The 24,865-nt window shown below is 37.4% G+C and carries 20 protein-coding genes and 1 riboswitch; of the genes, 14 read left to right on the top strand and 6 right to left on the bottom strand.

Annotation, left to right across the window (positions count from 1 at the left end):
• Nucleotides 1-368 precede the first annotated feature (368 nt).
• On the bottom strand, nt 369-641 hold the full coding sequence (locus tag AC220I_RS05690; protein ID WP_486722858.1) for a hypothetical protein: 273 nt from the start codon (nt 639-641) through the stop codon (nt 369-371).
• A 197-nt stretch (nt 642-838) separates the two neighbouring features.
• Between AC220I_RS05690 and AC220I_RS05685 the strand changes: the two genes are divergently transcribed.
• From AC220I_RS05685 to carB, 5 genes are all read left to right on the top strand, one after another.
• The gene (locus AC220I_RS05685; RefSeq protein ID WP_486722857.1) at nt 839-1,381 is read left to right on the top strand and encodes a hypothetical protein; all 543 of its coding nucleotides are present in this window, start codon (nt 839-841) and stop codon (nt 1,379-1,381) included.
• Nucleotides 1,382-1,415: 34 nt separating this feature from the next.
• A complete protein-coding gene (locus tag AC220I_RS05680) occupies nt 1,416-2,015 on the top strand; it encodes a TetR/AcrR family transcriptional regulator (protein ID WP_486722856.1) in 600 nt (199 codons plus the stop codon).
• Nucleotides 2,016-2,131: 116 nt separating this feature from the next.
• A complete protein-coding gene (locus AC220I_RS05675; RefSeq protein WP_486722855.1) occupies nt 2,132-2,476 on the top strand; it encodes a hypothetical protein in 345 nt (114 codons plus the stop codon).
• Nucleotides 2,477-2,610: 134 nt separating this feature from the next.
• Nucleotides 2,611-3,717 (top strand): glutamine-hydrolyzing carbamoyl-phosphate synthase small subunit, encoded by a 1,107-nt coding sequence (gene carA, locus AC220I_RS05670; protein WP_486722854.1) that lies wholly within the window; start codon nt 2,611-2,613, stop codon nt 3,715-3,717.
• Complete coding sequence (gene carB, locus AC220I_RS05665) at nt 3,710-6,907, top strand: carbamoyl-phosphate synthase (glutamine-hydrolyzing) large subunit (RefSeq protein ID WP_486722853.1); 3,198 nt, start codon at nt 3,710-3,712, stop codon at nt 6,905-6,907. The genes carA and carB overlap by 8 nt, the downstream gene beginning before the upstream one ends.
• A 141-nt stretch (nt 6,908-7,048) precedes the next feature.
• Here carB and AC220I_RS05660 read toward each other — a convergent pair whose 3' ends face one another.
• From AC220I_RS05660 to AC220I_RS05645, 4 genes are all read right to left on the bottom strand, one after another.
• Nucleotides 7,049-8,245, bottom strand: a complete 1,197-nt coding sequence (locus AC220I_RS05660) for an MFS transporter (protein ID WP_486722852.1) — start codon at nt 8,243-8,245, stop codon at nt 7,049-7,051.
• The gene (locus AC220I_RS05655; protein WP_486722851.1) at nt 8,242-9,003 is read right to left on the bottom strand and encodes a glycerophosphodiester phosphodiesterase; all 762 of its coding nucleotides are present in this window, start codon (nt 9,001-9,003) and stop codon (nt 8,242-8,244) included. The genes AC220I_RS05660 and AC220I_RS05655 overlap by 4 nt, the downstream gene beginning before the upstream one ends.
• 391 nt (nt 9,004-9,394) lie before the next feature.
• Nucleotides 9,395-10,438, bottom strand: a complete 1,044-nt coding sequence (cobT, locus tag AC220I_RS05650) for a nicotinate-nucleotide--dimethylbenzimidazole phosphoribosyltransferase (protein WP_486722850.1) — start codon at nt 10,436-10,438, stop codon at nt 9,395-9,397.
• A 95-nt stretch (nt 10,439-10,533) separates the two neighbouring features.
• Nucleotides 10,534-10,711, bottom strand: a riboswitch (cobalamin riboswitch).
• A 68-nt stretch (nt 10,712-10,779) separates the two neighbouring features.
• Nucleotides 10,780-12,783, bottom strand: coding sequence for a methyl-accepting chemotaxis protein (locus AC220I_RS05645; RefSeq protein WP_486722849.1), 2,004 nt, complete (start codon nt 12,781-12,783; stop codon nt 10,780-10,782).
• A gap of 212 nt (nt 12,784-12,995) precedes the next feature.
• On the opposite strand from AC220I_RS05645, the gene AC220I_RS05640 reads away from it, so the two are divergent.
• The 9 genes from AC220I_RS05640 to AC220I_RS05600 all read left to right on the top strand — a co-directional run bounded on the left by AC220I_RS05640 (nt 12,996) and on the right by AC220I_RS05600 (nt 23,293).
• The gene (locus tag AC220I_RS05640) at nt 12,996-13,640 is read left to right on the top strand and encodes an HAD family hydrolase (RefSeq protein ID WP_486722848.1); all 645 of its coding nucleotides are present in this window, start codon (nt 12,996-12,998) and stop codon (nt 13,638-13,640) included.
• 150 nt (nt 13,641-13,790) lie between these two features.
• On the top strand, nt 13,791-14,024 hold the full coding sequence (locus AC220I_RS05635) for a hypothetical protein (protein WP_486722847.1): 234 nt from the start codon (nt 13,791-13,793) through the stop codon (nt 14,022-14,024).
• A gap of 210 nt (nt 14,025-14,234) precedes the next feature.
• Nucleotides 14,235-15,419 (top strand): pyridoxal phosphate-dependent aminotransferase, encoded by a 1,185-nt coding sequence (locus tag AC220I_RS05630; RefSeq protein WP_486722846.1) that lies wholly within the window; start codon nt 14,235-14,237, stop codon nt 15,417-15,419.
• A gap of 229 nt (nt 15,420-15,648) precedes the next feature.
• Complete coding sequence (helD, locus tag AC220I_RS05625) at nt 15,649-17,916, top strand: RNA polymerase recycling motor HelD (protein WP_486722845.1); 2,268 nt, start codon at nt 15,649-15,651, stop codon at nt 17,914-17,916.
• A gap of 153 nt (nt 17,917-18,069) precedes the next feature.
• On the top strand, nt 18,070-18,645 hold the full coding sequence (locus tag AC220I_RS05620; RefSeq protein WP_486722844.1) for a TetR/AcrR family transcriptional regulator: 576 nt from the start codon (nt 18,070-18,072) through the stop codon (nt 18,643-18,645).
• A 14-nt stretch (nt 18,646-18,659) separates the two neighbouring features.
• The gene (locus AC220I_RS05615) at nt 18,660-19,616 is read left to right on the top strand and encodes an ABC transporter ATP-binding protein (protein WP_486722843.1); all 957 of its coding nucleotides are present in this window, start codon (nt 18,660-18,662) and stop codon (nt 19,614-19,616) included.
• 13 nt (nt 19,617-19,629) lie between these two features.
• The gene (locus AC220I_RS05610; protein ID WP_486722842.1) at nt 19,630-20,931 is read left to right on the top strand and encodes an ABC transporter permease subunit; all 1,302 of its coding nucleotides are present in this window, start codon (nt 19,630-19,632) and stop codon (nt 20,929-20,931) included.
• Between the two features lie 223 nt (nt 20,932-21,154).
• On the top strand, nt 21,155-22,231 hold the full coding sequence (locus AC220I_RS05605) for an MGDG synthase family glycosyltransferase (protein WP_486722841.1): 1,077 nt from the start codon (nt 21,155-21,157) through the stop codon (nt 22,229-22,231).
• Between the two features lie 12 nt (nt 22,232-22,243).
• Entirely contained in the window at nt 22,244-23,293 is a 1,050-nt protein-coding gene (locus AC220I_RS05600) for a lysylphosphatidylglycerol synthase transmembrane domain-containing protein (RefSeq protein ID WP_486722840.1), read from the top strand.
• Between the two features lie 492 nt (nt 23,294-23,785).
• Here AC220I_RS05600 and AC220I_RS05595 read toward each other — a convergent pair.
• Nucleotides 23,786-24,865 (bottom strand): sensor histidine kinase (locus tag AC220I_RS05595; protein ID WP_486722839.1); only part of this gene is annotated, 1,080 nt, incomplete at its 5' end.

Raw genomic sequence — 24,865 nt, 5'->3', positions numbered from 1 at the left:
GTGGATTTTCCATCATTTTGAATGGGGATATTTTGAGGCTTGATTAGAATATAAAATTGATTATTCTCAAAGAGAATATTTGCTTTTGTAAATTTCATAGTGTCCTTCCTGATTCCTAATAGAGGCTGAGTAAATAGCTTCTTACATAATGCTTAGTTTATCATGAATTTGAATATCCATAAACTCATTTGTACATTTACAAAGCCAATTATGCATTAAAAATAAATTTATAAGCGGATACACCAGTCTCCACTGTTAATCGATTGACCTTTTATAAACTGAGCTCATATCCAAAACATCAATCTATTTTAAATCAATATAAGACCACGTAAAAAAAACCCCCACGCTCAGCGTGAGGGTAAACATTTCTAAAATGCAGTTTTTAAATCGTACACATGGTAATCCATTGGAAGCTCATCTACTACGAATTTCCCTAAAAATCCAGAGTGATTAGCTAATTTTTGCTCAATAATTTGGGCTTCAGCCTTAGACAGTTCAGTCTTTAAAAATGCACCTGTTGTCTTGCATTTTAAACCAATTTGATTGTTGGTAATGATTAATTCACCAAATACATTTGATTCTGATTGACAACCGTTAGCTGCAAAGTAAGTACCATCTTCGAGTAATAAGTAATTTTTCATTGCCTTCCTCCTATTCTTGTCTCTCGGACAACTTTAATAATTGAGAATACATGTTTATGCATTAAAGTGTATAAATATTTATTGAACTAATTATAACACATTTAAAAAACATTGCAAGACAAAATATTCAAAAACTATAAATTGAATAGAATAAAGGAAAAAGGGTATATATTTTACTTAAGGAGGTGCTACTTTTTATGAGTCCGTCAATAAACAACCTCAACCATTATAATACATTGATTAACGAAAGAAAAGCTTCTTTTGATGAAAAGGGACAAAAAAATATTTCGGGTGATGTGGTCCAAAAAATGCCGCTTGATAATAAGCCGAAAATTGTTGAACCTCAAAGTCGAATCGATAAGCTAAAGGGAATATACGGTGAAAAGGTACTAAAACAAATGGGCATCATACCCTGTGAAACCTGTCAGAGCAGGGCCTATGTTGATGGCTCAGATGATCCAGGTGTTTCCTTCAAAACACCGACCAATATTTCACCAGAATCATCAGAGGCTGCTGTATTGGCCCATGAAGGTGAACATGTTGCCAATGAAAGTGCCAAAGCAAAAAGTGAGGGCAGGGAAGTCGTCTCTCAAAGTGTTCGTATTTTCAAAGCCATATGTCCAGAATGTGGCAGAATGTATACATCAGGGGGTGTCACACACACTGAAACGGCCTCAAAACCAAAATACGATGATCAAAAACCAAGTTTTGAGGGACAATTGCTGGATATGAAGATATAATGGTATTAATAATAAGCATATTAGGGGAATTTTGATGGACAAAAAAAAGAGAAAAGCACACATACTTAATGTTGCCAAAGTTTGTTTTGAAGAAAATGGATTTAATCAAACGTCTATGGATTATTTGGCAAAGCAATGTGATCTAACTAAGAGAACCGTTTACAAATACTATAGAAGCAAAGATGAGCTCTATTTCGATTTGGTCTGTGAATCCTTTATGAAATTTGAGGAAAAATACCTCAAGATTGATGAAACTTTAAGTGCAATTGACCAGATTAATCAGCTCATGGACTGCTATATTGCCTTTTTTGAAGAGGATGCTTTTTATGCGAATCTCATGGTCACGCGTAAGGTTTACGAACAGGATGATCCCTTGGTAATTGAAAAAATAAAAAGGATTGAGGGATATGCTAAGAGTATACCACTTCCTAAGTTTATTCATAAGGGCATTCAGGAAGGGACCTTAAGACAGGATATTGACCCATATCAGCAAGCACTTATCATATGGGGAGCACTACATGGTGTCATGGAAATTGCAGTCAATAAGACTTGGTTAATTGAAAGTGGCGACGCCAAAACCTTTTTAATTAGGTCTAAATCAATGCTGATGCAGTCCTTAAAAAGGGATGTCTAATAATGATGACGTTCATACAAAAAAAGTATGGACGTTTTTATATAAAGTTGTTGCATAAATATAAAATATAATGTATAATTACTTAAAAATAATTCTAACGAAAAGGAGTGATTGTGATGAAAGAAAAAATTATCGTTGTCTACAGCGAAGGAACCAATAGCGCATCAATGTTGGAGTGGATGGAAAGGCAAGCGCATGCTGAAATCGTTGCTGTTAATTTTTCAAATGATGATGCTTTTCTATTGTCCAATACTGCTATGATCGTAGGTGCTAAAAAAGTCTATATGATTGATTTGGCTTCAGCCGCTGAACCGTCTCAAACACTTGAAGAGTTAGTTACAAGCAAGGTGTTTAAGATTGCAGCAAAAGAGAATGCAAGTTCCATTGTTGCGATGGATGACACTTGTAAGTGGCTGTTAAAACATAATTCAACGATAAAGATCATGCCGTTAGTTTCATAGTTAAGATGAATGCATCATTTAGATATGATGCATTTTTTTAAGCCATTTTGAAAAAAATGGAGAGGACACAAGACTAAAATATAAGATTGTGTTAATTAATAATGTACAGTGATACATTGATTATTGGAGGGTGTATGAAAGGATATTTGGTACTAGAGGATGGCTTTGTCCTCGAAGGAAAATTATTTGGATCTCTGGAAAAGAGTATTGGCGAAGTCGTTTTCAATACTGGGATGACAGGTTATGAAGAAATCATAACGGATCCGTCGTATTATGGTCAAATGGTGATATTAACATATCCGATCATAGGAAACTATGGCATCAATTTAGAAGATATCCAGTCAGGCGGGCCGCAAATAAAAGGCCTTATAGTGAGAGAATTTGTCGAAGCTTATTCAAATTGGAGAGGTAAAATGACCCTCTCTGAATATTTGGAATCACATAAAATAATTGGAATAGAGCAATTGGATACAAGAGCGCTTGTTAAGCATATCAGAGATAAGGGGACCATGATTGGCGTTATTGTCAATGAGAAAACCTTTAAAGAGGCTGGAAGCGACTTATCTAACCTATTTGTAGATAAGGATCAGTTAATAAATGGGGAAGCACTACTTGAAGCAGTCTCCACTAAAACGAGTTATGATATGGACCACACTTCAAATCAAAATGATTTCAAAGTAGCGGTTATGGATTTTGGTATTAAACGTAACATTCTTGAGTCTTTAGCACTTAGAACGGGAAATGTAAAGGTATTTCCAGCATTTACAAGCTTTGAGGAGATCATGGCATATAAACCTGATGGTATCTTCTTATCTAATGGCCCTGGTGATCCAGAGGATTATAAGAGTGTTGTCTCAGTTGTAAAGCAATTGCTAGACACAAAACCCGTGTTTGGCATATGTCTTGGACATCAGTTGATTGCGCTTGCACTGGGTGCTAAAACACAGAAACTTAAATTCGGTCATAGAGGCTCGAATCACCCTGTTAAGGATATTAATCTCAACAAGGTCATGATAACATCTCAAAACCACGGGTATGTGGTGGTGAAGGAAACGCTTGAGCCAATCGATGTGACTGTGACCCATCTCAATGTAAATGATGAATCTATTGAGGGTCTTAAGCATAACAGTAAACCTATATTTAGTGTTCAATATCATCCAGAGGCATCACCAGGACCTGGTGACTCAGCTTACTTGTTTGATCAATTTATCGCGATGATGGAGGAGACTAAAAATGCATAAGATGGTGAATGATAAAAAGAGACGTGTTTTAATTATTGGTTCAGGTCCTATTGTCATCGGACAAGGTGCTGAATTTGATTACTCGGGAAGTCAAGCTTGTAAAGTCCTCAAGGAAGAAGGCCACTACACAATTCTCGTAAACAACAATCCAGCTACGATCATGACAGATCATGAAATGGCTGATGCTATTTATTTAGAGCCTGCTCAAATTGAATTTATTGAAAAAATTATCATAAAAGAAAAACCTGATGCCATCATTCCGGGTATTGGAGGTCAAACGGGATTAAACGTTGCAGTAAATTTACACGATTTAGGTCTTTTAGAAAAGTATAATATTGAAGTTTTAGGAACGACGATTGAAGGCATTAAGAAGTCTGAAGATAGAGAAGGCTTTAAAAAAGCCATGGAGAAAATAGGAATCCCTGTACTTCAAAGCTATGCCATTACAACCTATAAAGAAGCCCTAGATTGTTTAGACCATTTGGATCTTCCGGTAGTTGCTAGACCAGCCTATACACTTGGAGGCACTGGTGGCGGTATTTGTCATACCATGGAGGAGTTTGAAGCCATCGTTAAAAGAGGGCTTGCCTTATCGCCTGTTAATCAGGTTCTGATCGAAAAATCACTTATGGGTTGGAAGGAAATCGAATACGAGTTAATGAGAGACTCTGCAGGAAACTGTATTACAGTTTGTAATATGGAAAATATTGACCCACTGGGTGTCCATACAGGTGACAGTATTGTTGTTGCCCCTTCTCAAACCCTAAGTGACAAAGAGTATCAAATGCTCAGAAAAGCGGCGATTGATATTGCTGCGGAGCTTGAAATCGTCGGAGGCTGTAATGTTCAGTACGCACTTGACCCTAAGAGCTTTCAGTTCTATGTCATTGAAGTTAATCCAAGGGTAAGTCGATCATCTGCTTTGGCATCCAAGGCAACAGGCTATCCAATCGCTAAGGTATCTACCAAAATTGCTTTGGGATACCAAATGGATGAAATCGTCAATGATATTACCCAAAAGACAAAAGCCTGTCATGAACCTGCACTGGATTACTGTGTTGTAAAGTTTCCAAAGTGGGCATTTGATAAGTTCCCAGAAGGGGATAAAAGCCTTGGTACCACAATGAAAGCCACTGGTGAAGTCATGGCGATTGGCAATAACTTTGAAGCGGCATTTTTAAAAGCGGTACGTTCACTTGAGCTCAACCAGTACAGCTTGATCTTTGAACCCCTTAAAAAGATGGTTCTCGATGAACTCTTTGATGAAATCAGTAAACCTAAAAGTGACCGTATCTTCTATGTGGGTGAATTGTTGAGAAGACAAGTGAGTATTCCAAGCATTCATGCTCAGACAGGTATCGATTATTTCTTCCTTCACAAGCTCAAAAAAATCGTAACCCTTGAAAATCTCGTTAAGAAGTCAACACTTGAATCCATTGGCAAAGAAGAAATGCTTGAAATGAAACGCATTGGTATGTCGGATGCCTTTATGTCAAAACACTTGCTTGGCAATCCAGATGAGTTTACCATTAGAGCCTACCGCAAATCGCTAGGCGTATTGCCAACCTATAAGATGGTAGACACATGTAGTGGTGAGTTTGAAGCCTTAACGCCTTACTATTATTCAACATATGATCAGTTCGATGAGAACGTTCGCACAGATAAAAAGAAAGTCATCGTAATCGGTTCTGGACCGATTAAAATTGGACAGGGTGTAGAGTTTGATTACTGCTCAGTACACGGAATTAAAGCCCTTAAGGCACAAGGTTACGAGGGTATAATCATCAACAACAATCCTGAAACAGTCAGTACGGATTTTGACGTATCAGACAAGCTTTATTTTGAACCGATAACCGTCGAGGATGTATTGAATATCGTGGATTTTGAAAAACCGGATGGGGTCATCATACAATACGGCGGTCAAACAGGGCTTAAACTGGCTGAAGTGCTCAAGGACCTCATTATAGGAACGACTTTTGAGAATATTGAAGCTTCTGAAAACAGAGAAGATTTCTACACACTATTGGATCAAGTCGGTATTTTACATCCTGAGGGCTTAACGGCTGATAATGTCGAGGAAGTGATGTCCATCGCAGAAGGTTATGGCTATCCGGTCTTGATCAGACCTAGTTATGTCATCGGCGGTCTCGGTATGAAAATCATCGATGATGCGGAAGAGCTCAGAACTTATTCAAAAATGCTTTTTGCACTTGGCAATGACCAATTGCTTGTTGACCGATATATACTGGGAATGGAAATCGAAATTGATGCAATCTGTGATGGGGAAGATATTTTAATTCCAGGCATAATGGAGCATTTGGAGCGTGCAGGGATACATTCTGGCGACAGTATTTCCATATATCCTTCTAAGGCTTTATCAGATAAACTAAAAGAGGACTTATACCTCTTGACCCAAAAGTTGTCAAAGACTTTTGATGTAAAAGGACTTATGAACATCCAATTGGTGGAGAAGGATGGCGACTTCTACTGTATCGAAATCAATCTTAGAGCGTCTAGAACGGTACCCTTCTTAAGTAAAATCACGGGTGTACCAATGATTGAACTTTCTACCCGAATCATGCTGGGACAATCTCTTAAAGATATGGCATTCGGACTAGGGCTCTATCCTGAAAAAGAAGTGTTTGCAGTCAAAATTCCGGTATTCTCCAACGATAAGCTCATCGGTGTAGATGTAGAGCTTGGCCCTAATATGAAATCCACAGGCGAAATGATGTGTATTGAAAATACTGTAGATAAAGCGCTTGCAAAAGGCTTCATGGCCATAGGCAATTCGTTTGACCATCATGGAAAAGTTGTCTGTATTATTGATGCAATCGACAGTAAAACTGCTGAAGCGCTTGAAATTATGAAAGAGTTCCAATTGATTGGCTATGATTTGATTTCAGACAGAGAAACGGCAGACTTAATCGCACAGAATGGCATTGACCTCAAGTTTGATTCGATTCTTGATGGCATCTATCAAGTCTTTGATGAGGACCATGTTAAATTTGTCGTGACCAATCTCTCAGGTGATATTGCTAAGAAAAGCTTTAACATTAGAAGATTTGCGACTGAGAAGAAAATTCCATGTGTAACGGCATATGACACCTATCTCTCATTTGTCAATATTCTTTCAAAACCTGAAATATTTAGTAGTTTGGATGTATTTGATATCAATATTATTGCATAGAGGCTAAAGGCCTTGATTTAAAATATAAAAGGATTCTCGGTGACTCTAGGTCATAGGAGAATCCTTTTTTTTTTTTACAATTCATAAAATACAATCATAAACTGTGGTGAGGGCTCATACAGGGCTTGATAAAAAGTAATTTTATAGGTGCTTATGTGTTTTAGAAATGAAGAAAAAAGCAATGGCATAAGCAATAGCAGTGAAAATGAACATCACTTTAAAGTTGATTAAATCAATCACTGCACCTAGAAACAAAGGCCCGGTAATGGCAGCAAGTGATGAAGCAAAATAGTATAGGCCAGTGTAGGTGCCAATTTTGTCCTCGCTGGTCTGCTCAACCACTAATGGATAAGAGTTGATATTGATTAAGGCCCAAAAGAAACCGCCTACAAACATGAGAAGCATCATTATGAGTGTTGAATATGGCACTAGTGTGCCAATACCTGCTAGTAGGATAAATATAAGGGTATCACCTGCAAGCCCTATCAAGATGGTTTTTCGCTTGCCAAGCCTACTACCAATAAAACCCGCAGGAATGGCAAATATCAGGAATGCCAGTGCAAAAAAGCCTAAAATAAGTGAGGCGTCTGCCACATTAAGTCCCAAGAATTGAACGCAGTAATTGCTAAAGGTAGCTTCAACACCTTGGTAGCCAACGAACCAAAAGAATATGGCAAATAGGATCCATGCTGTTGAATGATTTGGGTCGTGATAGATCTCATGCAAGGATTGTCTGATATTGGGCATCTCTTCTTCTGAGGTAACACCAATCTTTGGTTCTTTGATGTACTTAAGTAGCAAAAGAAGGGCCAAGACCATGAGGACTGCCGTAATGATAAAGGGGAGATTAGGATTTCTACGATATAAAAACGAACCGCCAACAAGTACAAAGACGGATGCAAGTCCACCCATGAAGTTGATGATGCCATTTGCCTTACTGCGAAGAGGTGCAGGTGTAATATCTGGCATTAATGCCACGGTTGGTGCTCTATAAATTGCCATGGCGAAGTTCAAGACCGTAATGATCAACATAAAAGTGAAGAAAGATGTATAGTGGGGAAGAAGTACAAAGGCTAAAGCGGATATGGGTATCCCTATGATAAGATAGGGCATTCTTCGCCCAAATCGAGTTACAGTTCGATCACTCAAGGAGGCGATGAAGGGAATTAAGCTTACTGCCAAAATATTATCTAGGGTCATTATTGCGTTAATTTGGAACTGGCTGTCTATAAAATCTCTAAGAAATATCGGCACATAGATATTATAGAGTGGCCATACTAGGCTTACGGCAAAAAAACCTAAACCTAAAATAAAGGTTTGTTTGATATTGAGTTTCATAAGGCCTCCTCATCTTTAGATGGCGTTTCAACTAATTTGAGCATCTGATCAGGACTATCTGTAATAATGGCGTTGATTTTGCTTTGGATCAATTGTCTTGCGATATCAGGGTCATTCAGGGTGTAGGTATTGATCGAAACACCGTGTTGTGCAAGGTCACGCATAACCGATTCATTCAGCGACAGATAATGGGGATGGTAATAATCAGCGTTTATATGATCTAAATAAAGCCACGGATCAATAAGTGCTGCACATGTTAAAGCGCCTGTCTTGATGGACGGATCAATTCCTTTTAGGGTAAGGAGGGCCTTATGGTCGAAAGAGGAAAAAATAAGTTGGTCTCTCTTCAGATATTCTAAGCATAAATTTAAGGTCTTTTTTTCGATATCCTTGTAGAATTGACTACCCGCTTTAAATTCAACATTAAGAATGCGTGGTTCAGCTTGTGGCTGATTTTTTTCGTATTCTAGGAAGAGTGCTAAAACTTCTTCAAGGCGTGGTATTTTTTCGACAATCCCGAAAAGATGAATTGGCATGTCTTTTAAGGTTTCATATGTAAAATCGAATATATGACCACTTTGTCCAGTAATGCGTTCAAGTTCAAAATCATGAAAGACGACGATTTCCCCGTCTTTTGAATAATGGACATCCAGCTCAAGTCCATGTGCGCCTATTTCCAGTGCTTTTTGAAAGGCAGTTAAGGTATTTTCAGGATACCTGCTTCGAAATCCCCGATGTGCAATAATTTTAGTTTTCACGATTCACCTCATTTCATTAAAACGCTTTTCTTATCTTTTCATCTAATTGCTATTTGCAAGTTGAAGATTCTTGCTCAAAGCTGGATGAAAACTAATGATCTATAACAACATTTGAGCCATTTTCGATGTCTCAAACCAATTTTCGCTGACGCTGTTTGAGGTTGAAGACTCCTCATCACAGCTTTTGGCTCAAATTTTGTTGTATACAATCATTTAACGCCAAAACTTTGTTTTGTCGTTACCGTTCTCATTTAACCGCTTATCGCAAGTTGAAGATTCTTGCTCAAAGCTGGATGAAAACTAATGATCTATACAATAAAAAAACAGTGAGATAAGATCTCACTGTTTTATTCTATATTATAGTAGATAAATCCTTTATTTACGTATATTTTTACAATACGTCAAATTCAGCCTCTTCAAAAGTTATCATTTCTCTGTTCATATAACATGCCGCTTCGACAATATTAAAGGCAAGCAAAGCGCCGCTACCTTCACCAAGTCTCATGTTCATATCTAAAAATGGGTCCAATTTCAAGTAGTCGGTGGCGATTTTAGCACCTTTTTCAAGTGAATAATGAGATGGAATGAGGTAATCTCTGACATGTGGGTTGAGCTTGCAGGCCACAATTGCAGAAACAGTTGAGATGAACCCATCGATGATAATTGGCACCTTTTTATAAGCACCACCGATCATTGTCCCAGCCATGCCGGCAATATCAAGTCCTCCAACCTTTGAGAGCACATCTAAAACATCCTCAGGATTGGGTTGATTGACTGTGATTGATCGCTTTATTACATCTGCCTTGTGGGCGAGTTTTTCAAGTGGGAAGTTGGCACCAATACCTGTGATCTCTTTGGGATCAATACCAGTGAAAACTGAGAGAAGGGCAGTTGTGGTTGAGGTATTACCAATCCCCATTTCACCTGTAGCAAGGATCTTAGCACCGTCTTCAACCGCTTTAATGGCGATTTCAATACCGACCTCCAATGCCTTAATGGCTTGATCTCGCGACATGGCAGGACCTTTAGTCATGTTGTGAGTGCCGTACATGACCTTTTTATTGATCACATATTCGTCTTCAATATCTCTCATGACACCGACATCAACCGCATATATTTTTGCATCCATCTGCTTGGCCAGTGCACCTGCACCAGTTAAGCCACGGGGGATGTTGAGGGTCTGAATATAGGTAACTTCTTGTGGGGCAGAGGCAACATCCTCTACGCAAACGCCGTTGTCGGCACACATGACAATAAGGGCTTTTTTATCCGTCATAGGATAGGCTTGACTTGTAATACCAGATACCTGTACAACAAGATCCTCTAATTTCCCCAGAGAGCCTTGTGGTTTGTTGAGATAATCCACACGATTTCTAACGGTTTTCATCATATCGCGATCAATCTCTGTAATTTTTGACAATACATCATTTAACATGAATATCCTCCTTCAATGTTTGGGAGAAATGGGTTTCCTGCATTTTGCATAAAAAAAAGTCCATTACCCCTAGGGTAATGAACTTTACCTTCATTCATTGCATTGCTTGATCGGCAGGTCTCCTGGCTCGGTATCATAGCACACCTTGCGCCTTCCCGAGTAAAACTCAGTGGCAAATGCAAGTTGCTCCACCTTACAGTGATGGGTTCGCTTAGGACTCTCACCTAATTCCCTATTCTCCAATTACTTGGCACCGTACATGTTATAAATTTTCTTGTTTACATGATTCAGTTTAAAGGATTTGGTGGTAATCGTCAAGTCTTTAAATCACAATTCTGATCTCAAATGATGAATTTGCTCATTTCGGTTGAAAGGACTTGGATATCCGAATTAAGCGCATTGACAGCTTCGCTAATTTCCATGACGCGTGATAGCTGTTCTTCAGTAGAGGCGTTAATTTCCTCGGTTGAAGCTGCTGATTCTTCGCTCAATGCAGCCATAGATTCAAGCGATTCTATGAGTTCAGATTTTAAGACGTCAATCTTAGACGTTTCATCAATAAAATCATTAATGATTTCATCCACATGGAAGACGCTCTTTTCGATGCCGTCAAATACAGCCACAGTTTCAGACAGATTTTGTTTAGCACTGTCGACAGATTGCTTGGTTTCTGTAACTGTGAGGTTTGTCCGATCAACGACAGTAATAATGTTGTTGATGATGCTGCTAATTTCTTCTGCTGATTGAGAAGACTGTTCAGCGAGCTTTCTGATCTCATCTGCTACCACAGCAAAGCCTCTTCCCGCATCACCAGCTCTTGCTGCTTCTATGGAGGCATTTAAAGCAAGCAGGTTGGTTTGATCTGAAATGCCCTTAATGGCACTGACAATGTTTTCGATTGCTTGTGAGCTTTGACTTAACAAATCAACATTATTGGCAACTTCACCAGTATTGCTGACGGTGAGTTGGAAGACATTTTGAAGATCTGTGATTTTCCCTTTTCCAACTTTATTTGTTGAGACCATTTCATCTGAAACAGATTTTGCCGTTTTCAATTTTGTATAGATGTTATTAATACTTGTACCAAGCTGTTGTGAAGCACTTAGGCGTTCGCTTACGTTTGAGGCCATTTCTGTTGAGCCATGTGCAATTTCTTCAACTGCGCGGGTTACTTCATGACTGGCACTGTTTAAACCCTCTATGTTTTGTTGTATGGTCACTGAAGAATTTACAACCTGTTTTAAACTTGAGGTGGTTTGAGCGATTAAATGTTTCACATTGGCAACCATTTTACCAAAGTCAACGGCAAGTGCACCGATCTCGTCTTTAGAGGTATAATCCAAAGAGACATCAAAGTTCCCCTTGCCCACTTCACCCATTGCATATTGAATTTTATTGATTGGCTTGGTCACCATAAAACCTATTGCAAATTGAATGATAATGGTCAATATGATGATGGATAAGAGTACAATCGCTACGTTATTGATCATATTACGTCTAAAAATTGCATCTGTTATATCCTTAGGAAAAGTAACGACAAGTGAATAGCCATTATCTTTTTCTTTGTAAATATAAAAGGATTTGTCATTGATTGTTTTGGATTCAATTGAGGCACTGGAAGCCAAAAAGTCTGAAAGCCAAGGAAGGCTACTTGCCTCTGTCCCTAAAAGTGCTGGGTCATTATTAGCGAGGATCATGCCCTGTTCATCTACGATTGTCGCAAATCCATAACCGCCTATGACAAGGGTTTCAATTCTTTTTTGGATGTCTAGATTACTGAGCAGTTCTTGAACGGCTTTTGGTTCAATACCGATTTGAACGATACCAGGAGCATCAATTCTTGAAACGCCGATGTATTGAAAGAGCACATTATCCGTTCCTCTTGGTGAAGGCTCTTGTGCGAGGGCACCATTTTTTTGATTAATAAGTGCAATAAAGGGAAGCGTTTGATCTGACGTATTGAAATCAAAGCCATAAAAACCTTCAATATTACCATGTTGCAGAACGCCATCTTTATCTATAACGTGGATTTCTGAGATTTCGAGCAAATTAGCAAGCTCAATCATTCGATTTGTCTCAAGCCATGTTGGGTCATCTGAAATAAGCTGAGCCACAGCACGCGTAATGGCAATGTTTTTTTCATTTAATGCACTTTTGGTAATGTTCACGACCTCATCGGCAGAAACCAGTTCACTTTTTAAGTTTTCAATTTGATCTTTAAGCTCAAGTTCAACGATATTTTGAATGCTGGCGTTTGTTGAAAAGGCGTTGAAAGCAGCTTGAGAGCCAAGTGCTACAAAAATGATAACACAGGTTATCATTACAATACGCGTTTTTATCTTCATATAATCAACCTCCAGTAAATAACCTAATCTAAATTGACAAAACTGACGTCGTCGTCAGCCTAAATAATATATACCCTGATGACAGGTATTGACTCATGTTAATTTCAGGAATGTAGGATTTCAAATGTCTATTTTCAATTGTGTATTTGAAAGAAATGGGTTAGAATAGACTTTAAAAAAAGGTGAATGAAACTGTTTTTAAAGGAGAAGAAATGTTATATAAACTGATTATTTTCGATTTTGATGGTACCCTGATGGATACAAATGACATTATTAAGGAAAGTCTTAATGAGGCCTCTAAGAAATTTAGAAATTGCGAGATTAGTGATTCTGAGTACGAGAAAATTCTAGGAAAACCTTTAGCACAACAAATGTATGATTTGTCAGAGACGTACTGTGACGAGATGACGGCTTTCTACAGAAACTATTACAGGGACAACCAAACCACGAGAACTGAGATTTTTGATGGCGTCCACGACTTACTTGAAACCCTTAAGACTGATGGCGTAAAATGTGCTATTTTAACCAATAAGGGTCGAAATGGTTTGGAGAAGGGCCTTGAGCAATATCATTTGGCCTCTTATTTCGAATACTATCTCAGTGCTCAGGATGTGGAAAAAGCCAAACCAAACCCCGAGGGTATCCATAAAATTTGTGATTACTATGGTGTCAGTGAAAAAGATACCTTGATGGTAGGAGACAGTGGTCATGACATTGAAGCGGGCAAAAATGCAGGTGTAGCAACCTGTCTTGTCTCTTGGACCATCCTCAATATTGAGAAGTTAAAGCAGCTTAACCCAGACTATATCGTAAAGCATCCAAGTGAAATTGCATTAATTAATAATACAATTAAATAAATATGCATATTTTATAAACAAATTATAAAAAAACGCTTCCCTTTTTCTGAAAGTCTGATATAATGATAAAAATGTCAGATTAATAAAATAAAGTTTTTTCTAAATAAACTTTATTTTCGTAAGAAACGAGCGACTGAAGGAGGGATTGTGATGAATAATATTAAGAAAGGTGACCTTGTGACTTTATCGACTGATGGTGTTAAGTCTTTGGAAAATGATCGTATGTCGATTTATGAACGTGTCAATCTAACACGCCTTCAGACTAATGGTGGACAAGTCATCAGCCTTTATACAGACTATGCAAAAATCGGTATTTTCGATCAGGGAAGATCGGAGATTGTTGATCATTGGGTGCTCGATAACAAGAGAATTGCACAATTGTAATTAATCTATAATTTTTATATGCACGATAGGCCTTTGACAGAGTATTTAATTCTGTAACAAAGGCTTTATTTTTTATAACCGTTACAAAATTATTTTAATCTTTACAAAAAAATTGCAAAACGGATTGATTCTGATATAATCTAATAGAGAGAATAATGAGAAATGACTGCGGATTTTGCGTCAAAATATTTTTAATATAAGGAGGCAACAATGATTTCAAAAGAAGTGCAAGAAAATTTAAAGAAATCCTCGTGGATTAGAAGAATGTTCGTGGAAGGTGCTGAACTAAAAAAAATTCATGGTGATGAAAATGTTTATGATTTTAGTATCGGAAACCCTTATTTTGAACCTCCTAAAAAGGTAGTCGCTAAATTGAGAGAAATCGTCAACTCAGATGAACTAGGTACTCATAAATATATGGACAATGCAGGTTTTCAAGATGTACGTCAGAAAGTTGCAGATGATGTCAACAAAGATATCATAAAGCCTATCTCACATGAACATGTGATGATGACAGTTGGAGCAGCAGGTGGTATGAATGTTATCATGAGAACCATTTTAGACCCAGGTCAAGAAGTGATCATCATTGCACCTTACTTTGCGGAATATATTTTCTATATAAAGAATCACAATGGTGTACCTGTGGTTGTTTCTGCTGACCCAAATACATTTGAACCAGATTTAAAATTGTTGGAAGCGAGCATTACAGAGAAAACAAGAGCTGTAATCATCAATTCACCAAATAATCCTTCTGGTGTTATTTATTCAGAGTCTATGCTCAAGGATCTGGCTGAAATCGTTGAGCGTAAAGAAAAAGAAATTGGCCACGAGATCTTTGTGATTTCGGATGAGCCATACAAGGCTTTGATTTACGACAATGTAAAAGCGCCAAATGTGCACAATATCTTTAAGAACTCTTTAATTGTAAACTCTTATTCAAAATCACTCGGACTTGCAGGTGAACGTATTGGTTATATTGCAATGAATAGTAAGATTGAAGATGCTAAAATGCTCATGAGTGGCTTCTCATTTGCCAACAGAACTTTAGGCTTTGTTAATGCGCCTGCCTTATGGCAAAAGGTCATCGCAGATTCATTAGATGATTCTGTGGATATCAAAGAGTATGAAAAGCGTAGAGATGTGCTTTACAATCACCTTAAGAGTATCGGCTTTGAAATGGTAAAACCTGATGGTGCTTTCTATTTGTTCCCTAAGGCAATGATAGAAGATGACGTTGAGTTTGTCATGGAAGCTAAGAAGTACAACCTCTTATTGGTGCCGGGAAGTGGCTTTGGATATCCAGGTTATTTTAGAATTTCTTATTGTGTGGATATGCAGATGATTGAACGCTCTTTACCAGCCTTCACAAAACTTGCTGAATCTTATAAAAAGTAGTCGTGTAGATCTTATTAAGTAAGTACTTTCATATTGAAAACCATAAAAGTCATCCTGATGGCTTATATGGTTTTTCTTTTTGTGGCGTTTTTTAAATTTAATATTACATTTATATGAAAGTGTTGAATCTTGATGCTTGAAAGAGTATGATAAAGTTCCTAGTTTTTAGGACGGAAAATTGACAACTTTATATCGCCATAACCATTTGGCATAAGAAGGAGGCATTATCATGAATGCAAAGGAACACCCAGATTATGTACACGAACAAGAGAAACTGGCAATGATTCAGAAGACCATCACGGATGAGAAAGCAGAATTAATTGCCAAGTCTCGAAATTACAAGAAGTTATCGAAGGAAGTCATAACAGACCCAACTGTCTTTAACCAACTTATGAAAATTGATCAAAGCAGATTGGAAATTCTAGAGACCTTAATCAACAAGCCTTACTTTGGCAGAGTGGATTTCTGTGAAATTGGTAAGCAAACGGAGTCCTATTTCATCGGGAAAACAAGTGTTGATGATGCTAAGACCAAAAAGCTCTTGGTCCTTGACTGGCGTGCACCACTTGCAGGACTCTATTACAGTGGTGATATTGGAGAGGTTATGTACAATTCACCTGAAGGCTTGATCATCGGTGATTTGTATTTGAAGAGACAATACGAGATCGTTGATGGTGTGCTAGTGAACATCTTTGACAAAGGGCTTACCCCCATGGATGAGTTTCTCCAGAAAGCACTTTGGGAGAAAAAAGACAATCGTCTTGGTGACATCGTCACTACCATACAGGATGAACAAAACCAAATTATCCGTGCTTCTAAAGATGGTGTCTTGATTATACAAGGGGTAGCTGGGAGTGGGAAGACAACTATTGTCCTTCATCGAATTGCCTACCTCATGTATACTTATCAGGATATTTTTAAGGCAGAAAAAATTCTGATGATCGTGCCCAATAAACTTTTTTTAGACTATATTAGTGATGTACTTCCTGATTTGGGTGTTCACGACATTGAGCAGGTCACCTTTGAAATGTTGTATGAACAAAGCTTTGGAAAGCGATTAAATTCAAACTCTGAAGTCAACAAGCTTAAAAAGTTGATTCTACTTAATAAGGAAGATGAAGTCAGAAAAGCCTTGGAATTTGTCTCAGCTTTTAAAGGTTCATTGAGCTTTAAGAGGATTATAGATGATTATATAGGTCAGATGTTGCTTGAAGCCCTACCTAAAGAAGATGTTATCCTCATGAATCAAACACTTTATTCATATGATGAGCTTGAAAAACTTTTTAATGGCCAGTTCACTTACTTGCCCTTGGCTAAGCGAAAAGAGAAGGTCATGCAATATATTAAGGATACCATCGAGGACAGGGTCGTAAAAATCGAAGCACGAATAAACAAACAGTATAAAGAAAAATTGGTCAAAATAAAGCAAGATACTGGTCTGACTGAAAATGAACGGAATAAAAAAATCAGTATTTTAGCAGATAAGAGGATTGAATACACGAATATACTAAATGAAAGTATATTGTCAATTCCAAAAGAATACCTGACAAAATGGGTGAATTTTGATATCGAAAAACTGCTGCTTAAATTGTTGAGTGATGCTAGTCTCATGAAAAAGCATTCCAAGACAGCGCTTAGTGAAGAAGAAATTCAGATCATATGTGACTATACACATAATCGTGTAAAAGGCAAGATTGAATATGAAGATATTCCGGCCTTGATTTATATGAAATTTGTGATTGAAGGATCACCCTTATTGAAGAAGTATACACATATTGTTGTGGATGAGGCCCAGGACTATAACCCATTTCAAATGCATGTACTGACCATGACCAGTGCCAACAAGTCCTTCACAATCGTGGGCGATATCGCTCAGGGCATCAATGCCTACAGGGGCATATCAAATTGGGATGACTTATCACTTCAGGTTTTTAAAGCCAATACGACCTACAAGACCATCAGTATATGCTATAGATCAACTAAGGAAATTATTGATTTTGGTAATGCAGTCATTTCATCCCTTGAAGATGACAATATCGTGCTTGGAAAACCAGCGCTTAGAAGAGGGAACAAGCCAAGTGTTATCGCATGTGAAGACCAGGATACCATGTTGTCTGGCATTTTTGAAAAGGTAAGGTCTTTGAAGCGCCAAAACTTCAAGTCAGTGGCAATTATTTGCAAGGTAGAAGCTACCTGTAAGCTAGTCTATGAGAAAATGCTGCCCCAATTTGAAGAAGAAGTTCAGATGTTTACAGGGCAAGAGGAACATTATCGAAGTGGCATCACCATCATGACACCACAGCTTTCAAAGGGGCTTGAATTTGATGCGGTCATAATAGTGGACTTAAAGCCCTACCATTATGATCATGATCCACTGGACATCAAACTCTTATATGTGGCAATCACAAGAGCCCTTCATGAGCTTGTCGTTTTTCATGTTGGACAAGCGTCTGGTCTGATAAAAAATATTGATGTTGACCTATATCATATTGCTTAAGAGTTGATTAAGTGTTAATCATTAATAAGTTAAAATCCATTTGACAAAAAAAATAGGATGTGATAATCTGTGACTAGAAAAATAAATCCAGTCACAGATTTTTTTTAGCACTTCTGTGACCGAAAAAACAAAACGAGTCACAGGAGGAATTAAATGGGTAGACCCTTTACTGATGATGAAAAAAAAGAAATAAAAAATCAGATTATAGATTCAGCTACGATTTTATTCAAGACGTATCCCTACAAAGACGTTAAGGTAGAGGCGATTGCTAAGGCAGTGGGTATAGGTAAGGGAACTCTATATCTATTTTATCCCTCAAAGGAGCATGTCTTTATCGAAGTGATGATGCGGTTTGAAGAGCAACTTCAACTTGAGATAAATCATACTGTTGAAGCGTTGGAATCACCGAAGGCACGAATCAAAGAGAGCATATTGATAGGCCTTAAACAAATCAATGACAATCAAATTTATAATGCACTCTCAGATAAGAGTGTTATGGATAAGATCTTTGATTTATTAGCACCAGAGCAAATTGCAAGTTTAGAATCTGCAGATGTGAGTTTTTTAAAGCAACTGGTCAAGGATGCACCACTTAAAGTGGAGATGTCCATTGCAATTGACCTTTTGAGAGGTGTATTTTTCATGAAATTCTTTGATAATCAGTTGTTATCACCTTATAATGCTTTTGTTGAGCATTATATTGAAGCAATCTTAAACCAGATCCTATAGATGAGGTGAATGCTATGACGATCTCAATCAAAGCTTTGAAAAAGTATTATGACAATCAAATGGGGGTTGAATCTGTATCTCTTGATGTTAAGACGGGTGAATTTTATGGCTTTATTGGCCCAAATGGTGCAGGAAAATCCACTACCCTAAAAGTCTTAATGACCCTGTTGTTTCCAACAAGTGGTCGAGCTGAGATATTTGATTTAGATGTTACTAATTTTGAAATGCAAATTAAGCCTTACATAGGGTATTTGCCATCTGAAATCAATCTTTATGCGGATGTCACTGTAAAGGCTATATTGGATATGAACATCCAGTATTATGCCAATTTAAAGGTTGAAAAAAACCCTGCTTTATTCCCAGATGCTAAGTCTTTAACGCCCAAAGAGAGAAAGGAAATGCTTGAAGCAGAAATGTGGCGTTTGACCCAGTATCTCAATGTGGACGTCAACAAAAAATTCAAGACCCTGTCATTTGGGAACCAGAAAAAAGTCGGGTATATCTTGAGTGTTCTCCATGACCCTAAGGTGATATTGCTTGATGAACCTACCAATGGACTTGATCCCTTAATCAAAGACCGTATCTTTGAGGACCTTAAGGCAAGAAATCAAAGGGGGGCAACCATTTTCTTTTCTTCCCATAATCTCGATGAGGTTGAAAGACATTGTACGAAAGTCTCTTTTATCAAAGACGGTAATATTATAAAGACAACGACCATTGAAAGTCTCAAGGCTTTTTCACTTAAAAATGTGACCTGTAGACTACCTATTGATGAGGCTGAAGATGCCATTGACCGACTATCTGAATTTTATGAGGTTGAGCAAAGGGAAACGCTGAACCAAACCATAACGCTTTATTTTAGGCTTTCTAAGGATTTATCAAAAGCACTTGCAATACTTTCTGAATTTAAGGTGATTGATATCAATATTGAATCACCAAGTTTGGAAGAAATTTTTAAGTATTATTATTGATTGGAGGCATATCATGAAAACTTTATTGGCATTCGAGCTTAAAAAAAGTCAAAAGACCATAATGATTTTGTCGCTGGTCTCCGGTTTTATGGTAATGTTCAGCATGTTCTTTTACAAATCAATAGCAGAGAACATGGCTGTCCTAAGCGGCTTTTTATCCACTGGTGTGATGCAGGGGATTATGTCCGCTTTTAATGTAGATGTTTTTGCCATGAGAACTTTAAATGGTTTTTTTGCCACATACAGTACCATGTGGATTGTGTTGATGGGGTCTGTTTTTTTTGGATATTTCGGTTCAGAGCTCTTGGCAAAGGAAGAAAAAATGGGAACGATAGAATTTTTGCTTTCTAAGCCTATACAGAGAAGCCATATCTTCATAACAAAGCTCTTATCGCTCTTTATTTTGAGTCTTCTATTTATGACGATAGTAGGGTTGCTTGGCTATGTATCAATCCTTTTGGAAATGAACTATGCGCCCTACGAACTCAATATGACACTCTATACGCCTTCAATCAATGAAAAAATTGTCTCAAGTTCTGAGGCATTAAAGCCATTTGTCAAATTTACTGAAGAAGATTTTAAGGCCTTCACCACAGGCATGTTAACAAAGCAATATAAAGAAAATAAGGCTGAAATTGAAAATCAAGGCATTGATGCACAGCATATACTCAATGTTCTTGAACCCCATATGGATGATCCAGAGGCCTTGTTTAATAAAATGATGTTGGAACCTGGTGAGTATATGACATTACTTCACATTGAAGGCATATCTGAGGCAGAATTTATAAAAAATTTATCTGATGAGTTAAGTCAATACAAGGCGATGAAGGCTGTTTTCCTAGAGAGTGACGCACCTTTGGAAACCCTGTTTGCTTATGATCCTGCATTCTTTATCAATTATTGGATCAACCACAAGACAATCGATGAAGTCAATGCCATACTTGATTACCAAATGACAAAAACAAGGCTCATTTCAAGGTTTGATTTCTTTGTCTTTGTAAAGTTGCTCATTAATATGCTCCTTATTATATTTGCAAATGGTGTGCTGGGCTTTACGATTGCTGCGTTTTCTAAGGACCCACAGACGAGTTCTCAAAAGGCTATGATCATGATCTTGATTTTTTATTTCTTAAATTCTATTGGAGGGGTAAGCGAAGTTACCAAGTTCTTGACCTATTTTACGCCCTTTGGTTATATTGAAACAGATATCACTACTTATTACACCATGAATTACAAACCCTTTCTATTAATCCTTTTTGGAGCGGCTTTATCCGTTTTAGCTTTTAGAAATTATCAAACTAAAAATTTTAATTAAATTCTAATGGAGAGTTGACGTTCTTCTAATATTCATCCTATATGATGAGGTTATGATAAAGCATAACCTCATTTTTATATAGAAAATTGAATCCATAGGTGTAAAAGGTGTTTTCACCTTAAGCAAGTTTAGCGAAGATTATCTTGAGGCATCATGAGCTGTTTTAATCGTAAATCTAGCAAAACGGGCTCACAAATAGGATCAGCTTATTAGGAGGCAAAAAATGAAAGAGAAAAAGATCGTGATTCTTACAGCAACATTTGGTATGGGGCATCACTCGGTTTCTAAAGCGCTTAAGGCAGAAATAGAACGTGTATATTTTGATTATACAATTGATATTGTGGACTTGTTTGATATTATTAAACCTTCATATAAGAAAACAGCGCAGGCATTATATAACTATTTGACAAGGGAATTTGAGACCTTATACAACGTATTTTACAATTACAAGAGGGACAGTCGTAAGAACATTATTGATGAACTCCTGTATACGCGTTATAACAGAAGGTTTAGGGAATACATGGATGCAGAAGAGCCTTCAATTGTCATCAGTACTTTCCCAGTGACTTCTGGCTTCATGTCGAGATATAAGACTAAATACAATAAAAACATTCCACTTATGACGGTAATCACAGACGTTGTCGATAGTTGGGAATGGGTTCATGATGAAACCGACCAATATTTTGTACCCTCTATAGAAGTGAAGGATTTGTTAAGACTTAAGGGGGTAAATCAAGCTTCAATTTTCGTAACAGGCATTCCAGTTGGTGCAGATTTCAAGGTCGAGAAGAACATCGCCTCCACAAATCAAATGAAGCAAGTCCTCATCATGGCAAGTGCTATGGGAAAAATTAAATTTGATGATGGTTTTTTAGAACAACTTGAAGCGATCGAAAATACAAGGTTTATAATAGTCACTGGTACAGACTTTGAACTCGCAAATGCCCTTAGTAAAAGAAAATATAAAAATATTCAAATACTAGGGTATGTTTCAAACATCGCTGAACTCATGGAAACGTCAGATTTGATTTATACAAAACCAGGTGGTGTGACACTGTTTGAAGCGATTAACAAGGAAATACCACTTCTCATTCAGCAGACTGCAGTGGGCCAGGAGTATGCCAACATAGAGTTTATTAAAAATCGTGAAATTGGTATTGTTCTTGATCAGAAAGCATTGTTTGCAGATGAAATTGCCAGTATAGTTCATGATGACGTCAAGCTCTTTAAGCTCAAGTCAAATATGTATGAACTCAAAAAGGAATTTAAGGATGAAGCCATTCTGAGAGCCGTAAGATAAGAGGGTGTAAGTATGACAAAACAACAAAAGTGGATAAACTTCACAATCATGTTTATACTGATTGGTATCACTTTTATCATATTGAATAGACAGATTAACTTAGATCAGATGGTCGAAATTGCACATACAGTAAAATTGACTTATATATTTTATGCTGTGGGACTAATGTTTGCATTTTGGGGATTGGAATCCTTAATGATTGGGATGCTCTTAGACCATGTAGATGACCGGATCGACCGTAAACATATTCCGTGGATTGCCATAAAAACCACTTTGGTAGGACAATATTATAGTAATATCACACCTTTTGCCAGTGGTGGTCAACCTATACAACTGATGCTTTTAAGAAAACATAAGGTAACCGCCAGCAACGGGACTGCTATTTTAGTGGGAAAATTCTTGGTCTTTCAGGTAACGGTGACCCTATACGCACTTCTTCTTTCAATCCTGAATTTTAAATATATATTTAATGAAATGAGTTTAATAACCGGTTTTCTGGGTCTAGGACTATTCATTAATACGATAGGATTAACCTTGATTATTTTTCTGGCTTTTAAGCCGAATTGGATAAAGATTATAGGTCAAAAAATGAATCGAGGTTTGTCTCGTTTTAGACTCATAAAAAATCTTGAAAAAGCACAAGGAAAACTATTGGATTTTGTGGAAGACTACCAGCAGGGTATTGAAAAACTCAAATCGGATCCAAAGAAAACCTTACAACTCTTTGTGTTGAGTTTTGTACAGGTCACCTTATTTTTCGGAATTACTTATGTCATCTATCTGGCATTAAATTTATCTGGTATTAGTCCTCTTAAGGTGATCACACTTCAGGCTATTCTATATATGTGTGTCAGTTTTATCCCAATTCCTGGGACCGTTGGGGCTTCAGAAGTTGGCTTTTCAATGGTTTTAGGTTCAGTATTCACCACACATTTTGTAGGCATTGCCATGCTACTTTGGCGTATGATCAGTTATTATTTTGGCTTAATATTTTGTGGCGTTTTTACCTTGGGGGTCACACTTTGGGAACATCGATATAAGCATAAATCCATTGAGACATAAATCCATTGAGACATAAATCCATTGAGACATAAATCTATAGAGGTATAAATCTATAGAGGCATTAATCCATACTCTCATAAGCTATACAAGGATGAGCTGATCCCTTAATATATTTGAAATAAAAAAAGCTACAGAACAGCTTCTTAAAATAGAAGGTTGGTCTGTAGCTTTCATTCTGTAAGTATTCTCGATAGATCTGGTCAAGTACTAATGATAGGACTTTAATCATTCCATACAAATCTCTACTAATAAATCGTCTTTACAAACTGAAGGTACTTGCTCTCCATAATCGCTTTATCCACATCTATATTTTTTACAGAGGGATTAATTCTGATATGCTTTCCAAATAAACTTTTCATAATCCACCTCCAAAGGGGTCTAGTTGTTTTTGTTTACAACTATATAATACCCCTTGATGGTTAGAATAAAATTAATGAGATGTTAGAAAATCATTAACACTTGTAAATAATTCGTGAACCGAAATAGTTTAACCTATTTCATAAAGCTGTCTTTTGGAAACAGTAGTGCAATTTTGGTACCGACACTTTCTTGACTCTCAATTTGAATTCGACCACCTTGAACCTTCATTAGGCTTTCGACAATTGCAAGTCCGAGTCCTACGCCACCAGTTTTTCGGTTTCGATCCTCATCTACGCGATAAAAGCGATTTGTAAGATTCGGAATATTTTCAGCTGGGATGCCGCGCCCGTTGTCCGTGATGGAAATCTCATAGTACTTGCGAAGTTCTCTAGAACCAATGGTGATGATTCCTGGAGGTTCAGTGTATTTAACAGCGTTTTCAATCAATGCCCTGAAGATTTGAACGATGAGTTCCTTATCGACCAAGACATCGCCGTGGAAATCCAAATCGGATTCAAACGAAAAATCTTCATAAATTAATCGACATTCATGAATGAGTTTTTCAGTGAGTTCGTCTACTGAAACACGATCAAAATTGACTTCATAGGATCGGTTTTCAACTCGAGCCAGCATTAAAAGCTTTTCAACGAGATTTTTCATATTTTTGGCTTCAGATTCAATGGCATCTATGGACTCGTCAAGAAGGTCTTTTTCATCATATCCCATTGTTTTGAGCAAATCGATATAACCCAATATGATGGTAAGTGGTATTCTGAGTTCATGTGAAGCATCAGATACGAATCGCTTTTGATAATCAAAGGACTTTTCGAGATTTTGCAGCATGAAGTTTAAACTTTTAATCAAGGTATCCACTTCGTCATTCGTGCCTATGGAAGGAATGCGATAATCTAGATTTTCATTGTTAATGTTTTGAGCGGTGTAGGATAAATTTACAAGCGGTCTCAATGCACGCCTTGTAAAATATCGTCCAAAGATCGAAAGTAATAATATGCCGATGATAGACGAGACAAAAAGTGCCGAATTAAGGCTCATCAAATAATCTTCATCCAGTGTGGAAGTCAAGAATAGTGTGATATAAACCTTATGGCCGTCATCAAAAGCCATTTCGATCGTTGTATGCATCACGTCCGTACCTAAAATACGGGTGATAAAGACATTCGTGGTATTCTGCGCAAAGGAAAAAGGGATTTT

The organism is Fusibacter sp., from assembly GCF_057447755.1.
The sequence above is the reverse complement of the archived record's forward strand: the minus strand, read 5'-3'. Positions and strand labels throughout refer to the sequence as shown.

Coding starts and splice junctions, on each gene's coding strand:
- AC220I_RS05630 (WP_486722846.1), top strand. CDS start 14,235: ATGATTTCAAAAGAAGTGCAAGAAAATTTAAAGAAATCCTCGTGGATT.
- AC220I_RS05615 (WP_486722843.1), top strand. CDS start 18,660: ATGACGATCTCAATCAAAGCTTTGAAAAAGTATTATGACAATCAAATG.
- AC220I_RS05620 (WP_486722844.1), top strand. CDS start 18,070: ATGGGTAGACCCTTTACTGATGATGAAAAAAAAGAAATAAAAAATCAG.
- carB (WP_486722853.1), top strand. CDS start 3,710: ATGCATAAGATGGTGAATGATAAAAAGAGACGTGTTTTAATTATTGGT.
- AC220I_RS05690 (WP_486722858.1), bottom strand. CDS start 641: ATGAAAAATTACTTATTACTCGAAGATGGTACTTACTTTGCAGCTAAC.
- cobT (WP_486722850.1), bottom strand. CDS start 10,438: ATGTTAAATGATGTATTGTCAAAAATTACAGAGATTGATCGCGATATG.
- AC220I_RS05675 (WP_486722855.1), top strand. CDS start 2,132: ATGAAAGAAAAAATTATCGTTGTCTACAGCGAAGGAACCAATAGCGCA.
- AC220I_RS05660 (WP_486722852.1), bottom strand. CDS start 8,245: ATGAAACTCAATATCAAACAAACCTTTATTTTAGGTTTAGGTTTTTTT.
- AC220I_RS05685 (WP_486722857.1), top strand. CDS start 839: ATGAGTCCGTCAATAAACAACCTCAACCATTATAATACATTGATTAAC.
- AC220I_RS05635 (WP_486722847.1), top strand. CDS start 13,791: ATGAATAATATTAAGAAAGGTGACCTTGTGACTTTATCGACTGATGGT.
- AC220I_RS05610 (WP_486722842.1), top strand. CDS start 19,630: ATGAAAACTTTATTGGCATTCGAGCTTAAAAAAAGTCAAAAGACCATA.
- AC220I_RS05605 (WP_486722841.1), top strand. CDS start 21,155: ATGAAAGAGAAAAAGATCGTGATTCTTACAGCAACATTTGGTATGGGG.
- AC220I_RS05645 (WP_486722849.1), bottom strand. CDS start 12,783: ATGAAGATAAAAACGCGTATTGTAATGATAACCTGTGTTATCATTTTT.
- AC220I_RS05680 (WP_486722856.1), top strand. CDS start 1,416: ATGGACAAAAAAAAGAGAAAAGCACACATACTTAATGTTGCCAAAGTT.
- carA (WP_486722854.1), top strand. CDS start 2,611: ATGAAAGGATATTTGGTACTAGAGGATGGCTTTGTCCTCGAAGGAAAA.
- AC220I_RS05600 (WP_486722840.1), top strand. CDS start 22,244: ATGACAAAACAACAAAAGTGGATAAACTTCACAATCATGTTTATACTG.
- AC220I_RS05640 (WP_486722848.1), top strand. CDS start 12,996: ATGTTATATAAACTGATTATTTTCGATTTTGATGGTACCCTGATGGAT.
- helD (WP_486722845.1), top strand. CDS start 15,649: ATGAATGCAAAGGAACACCCAGATTATGTACACGAACAAGAGAAACTG.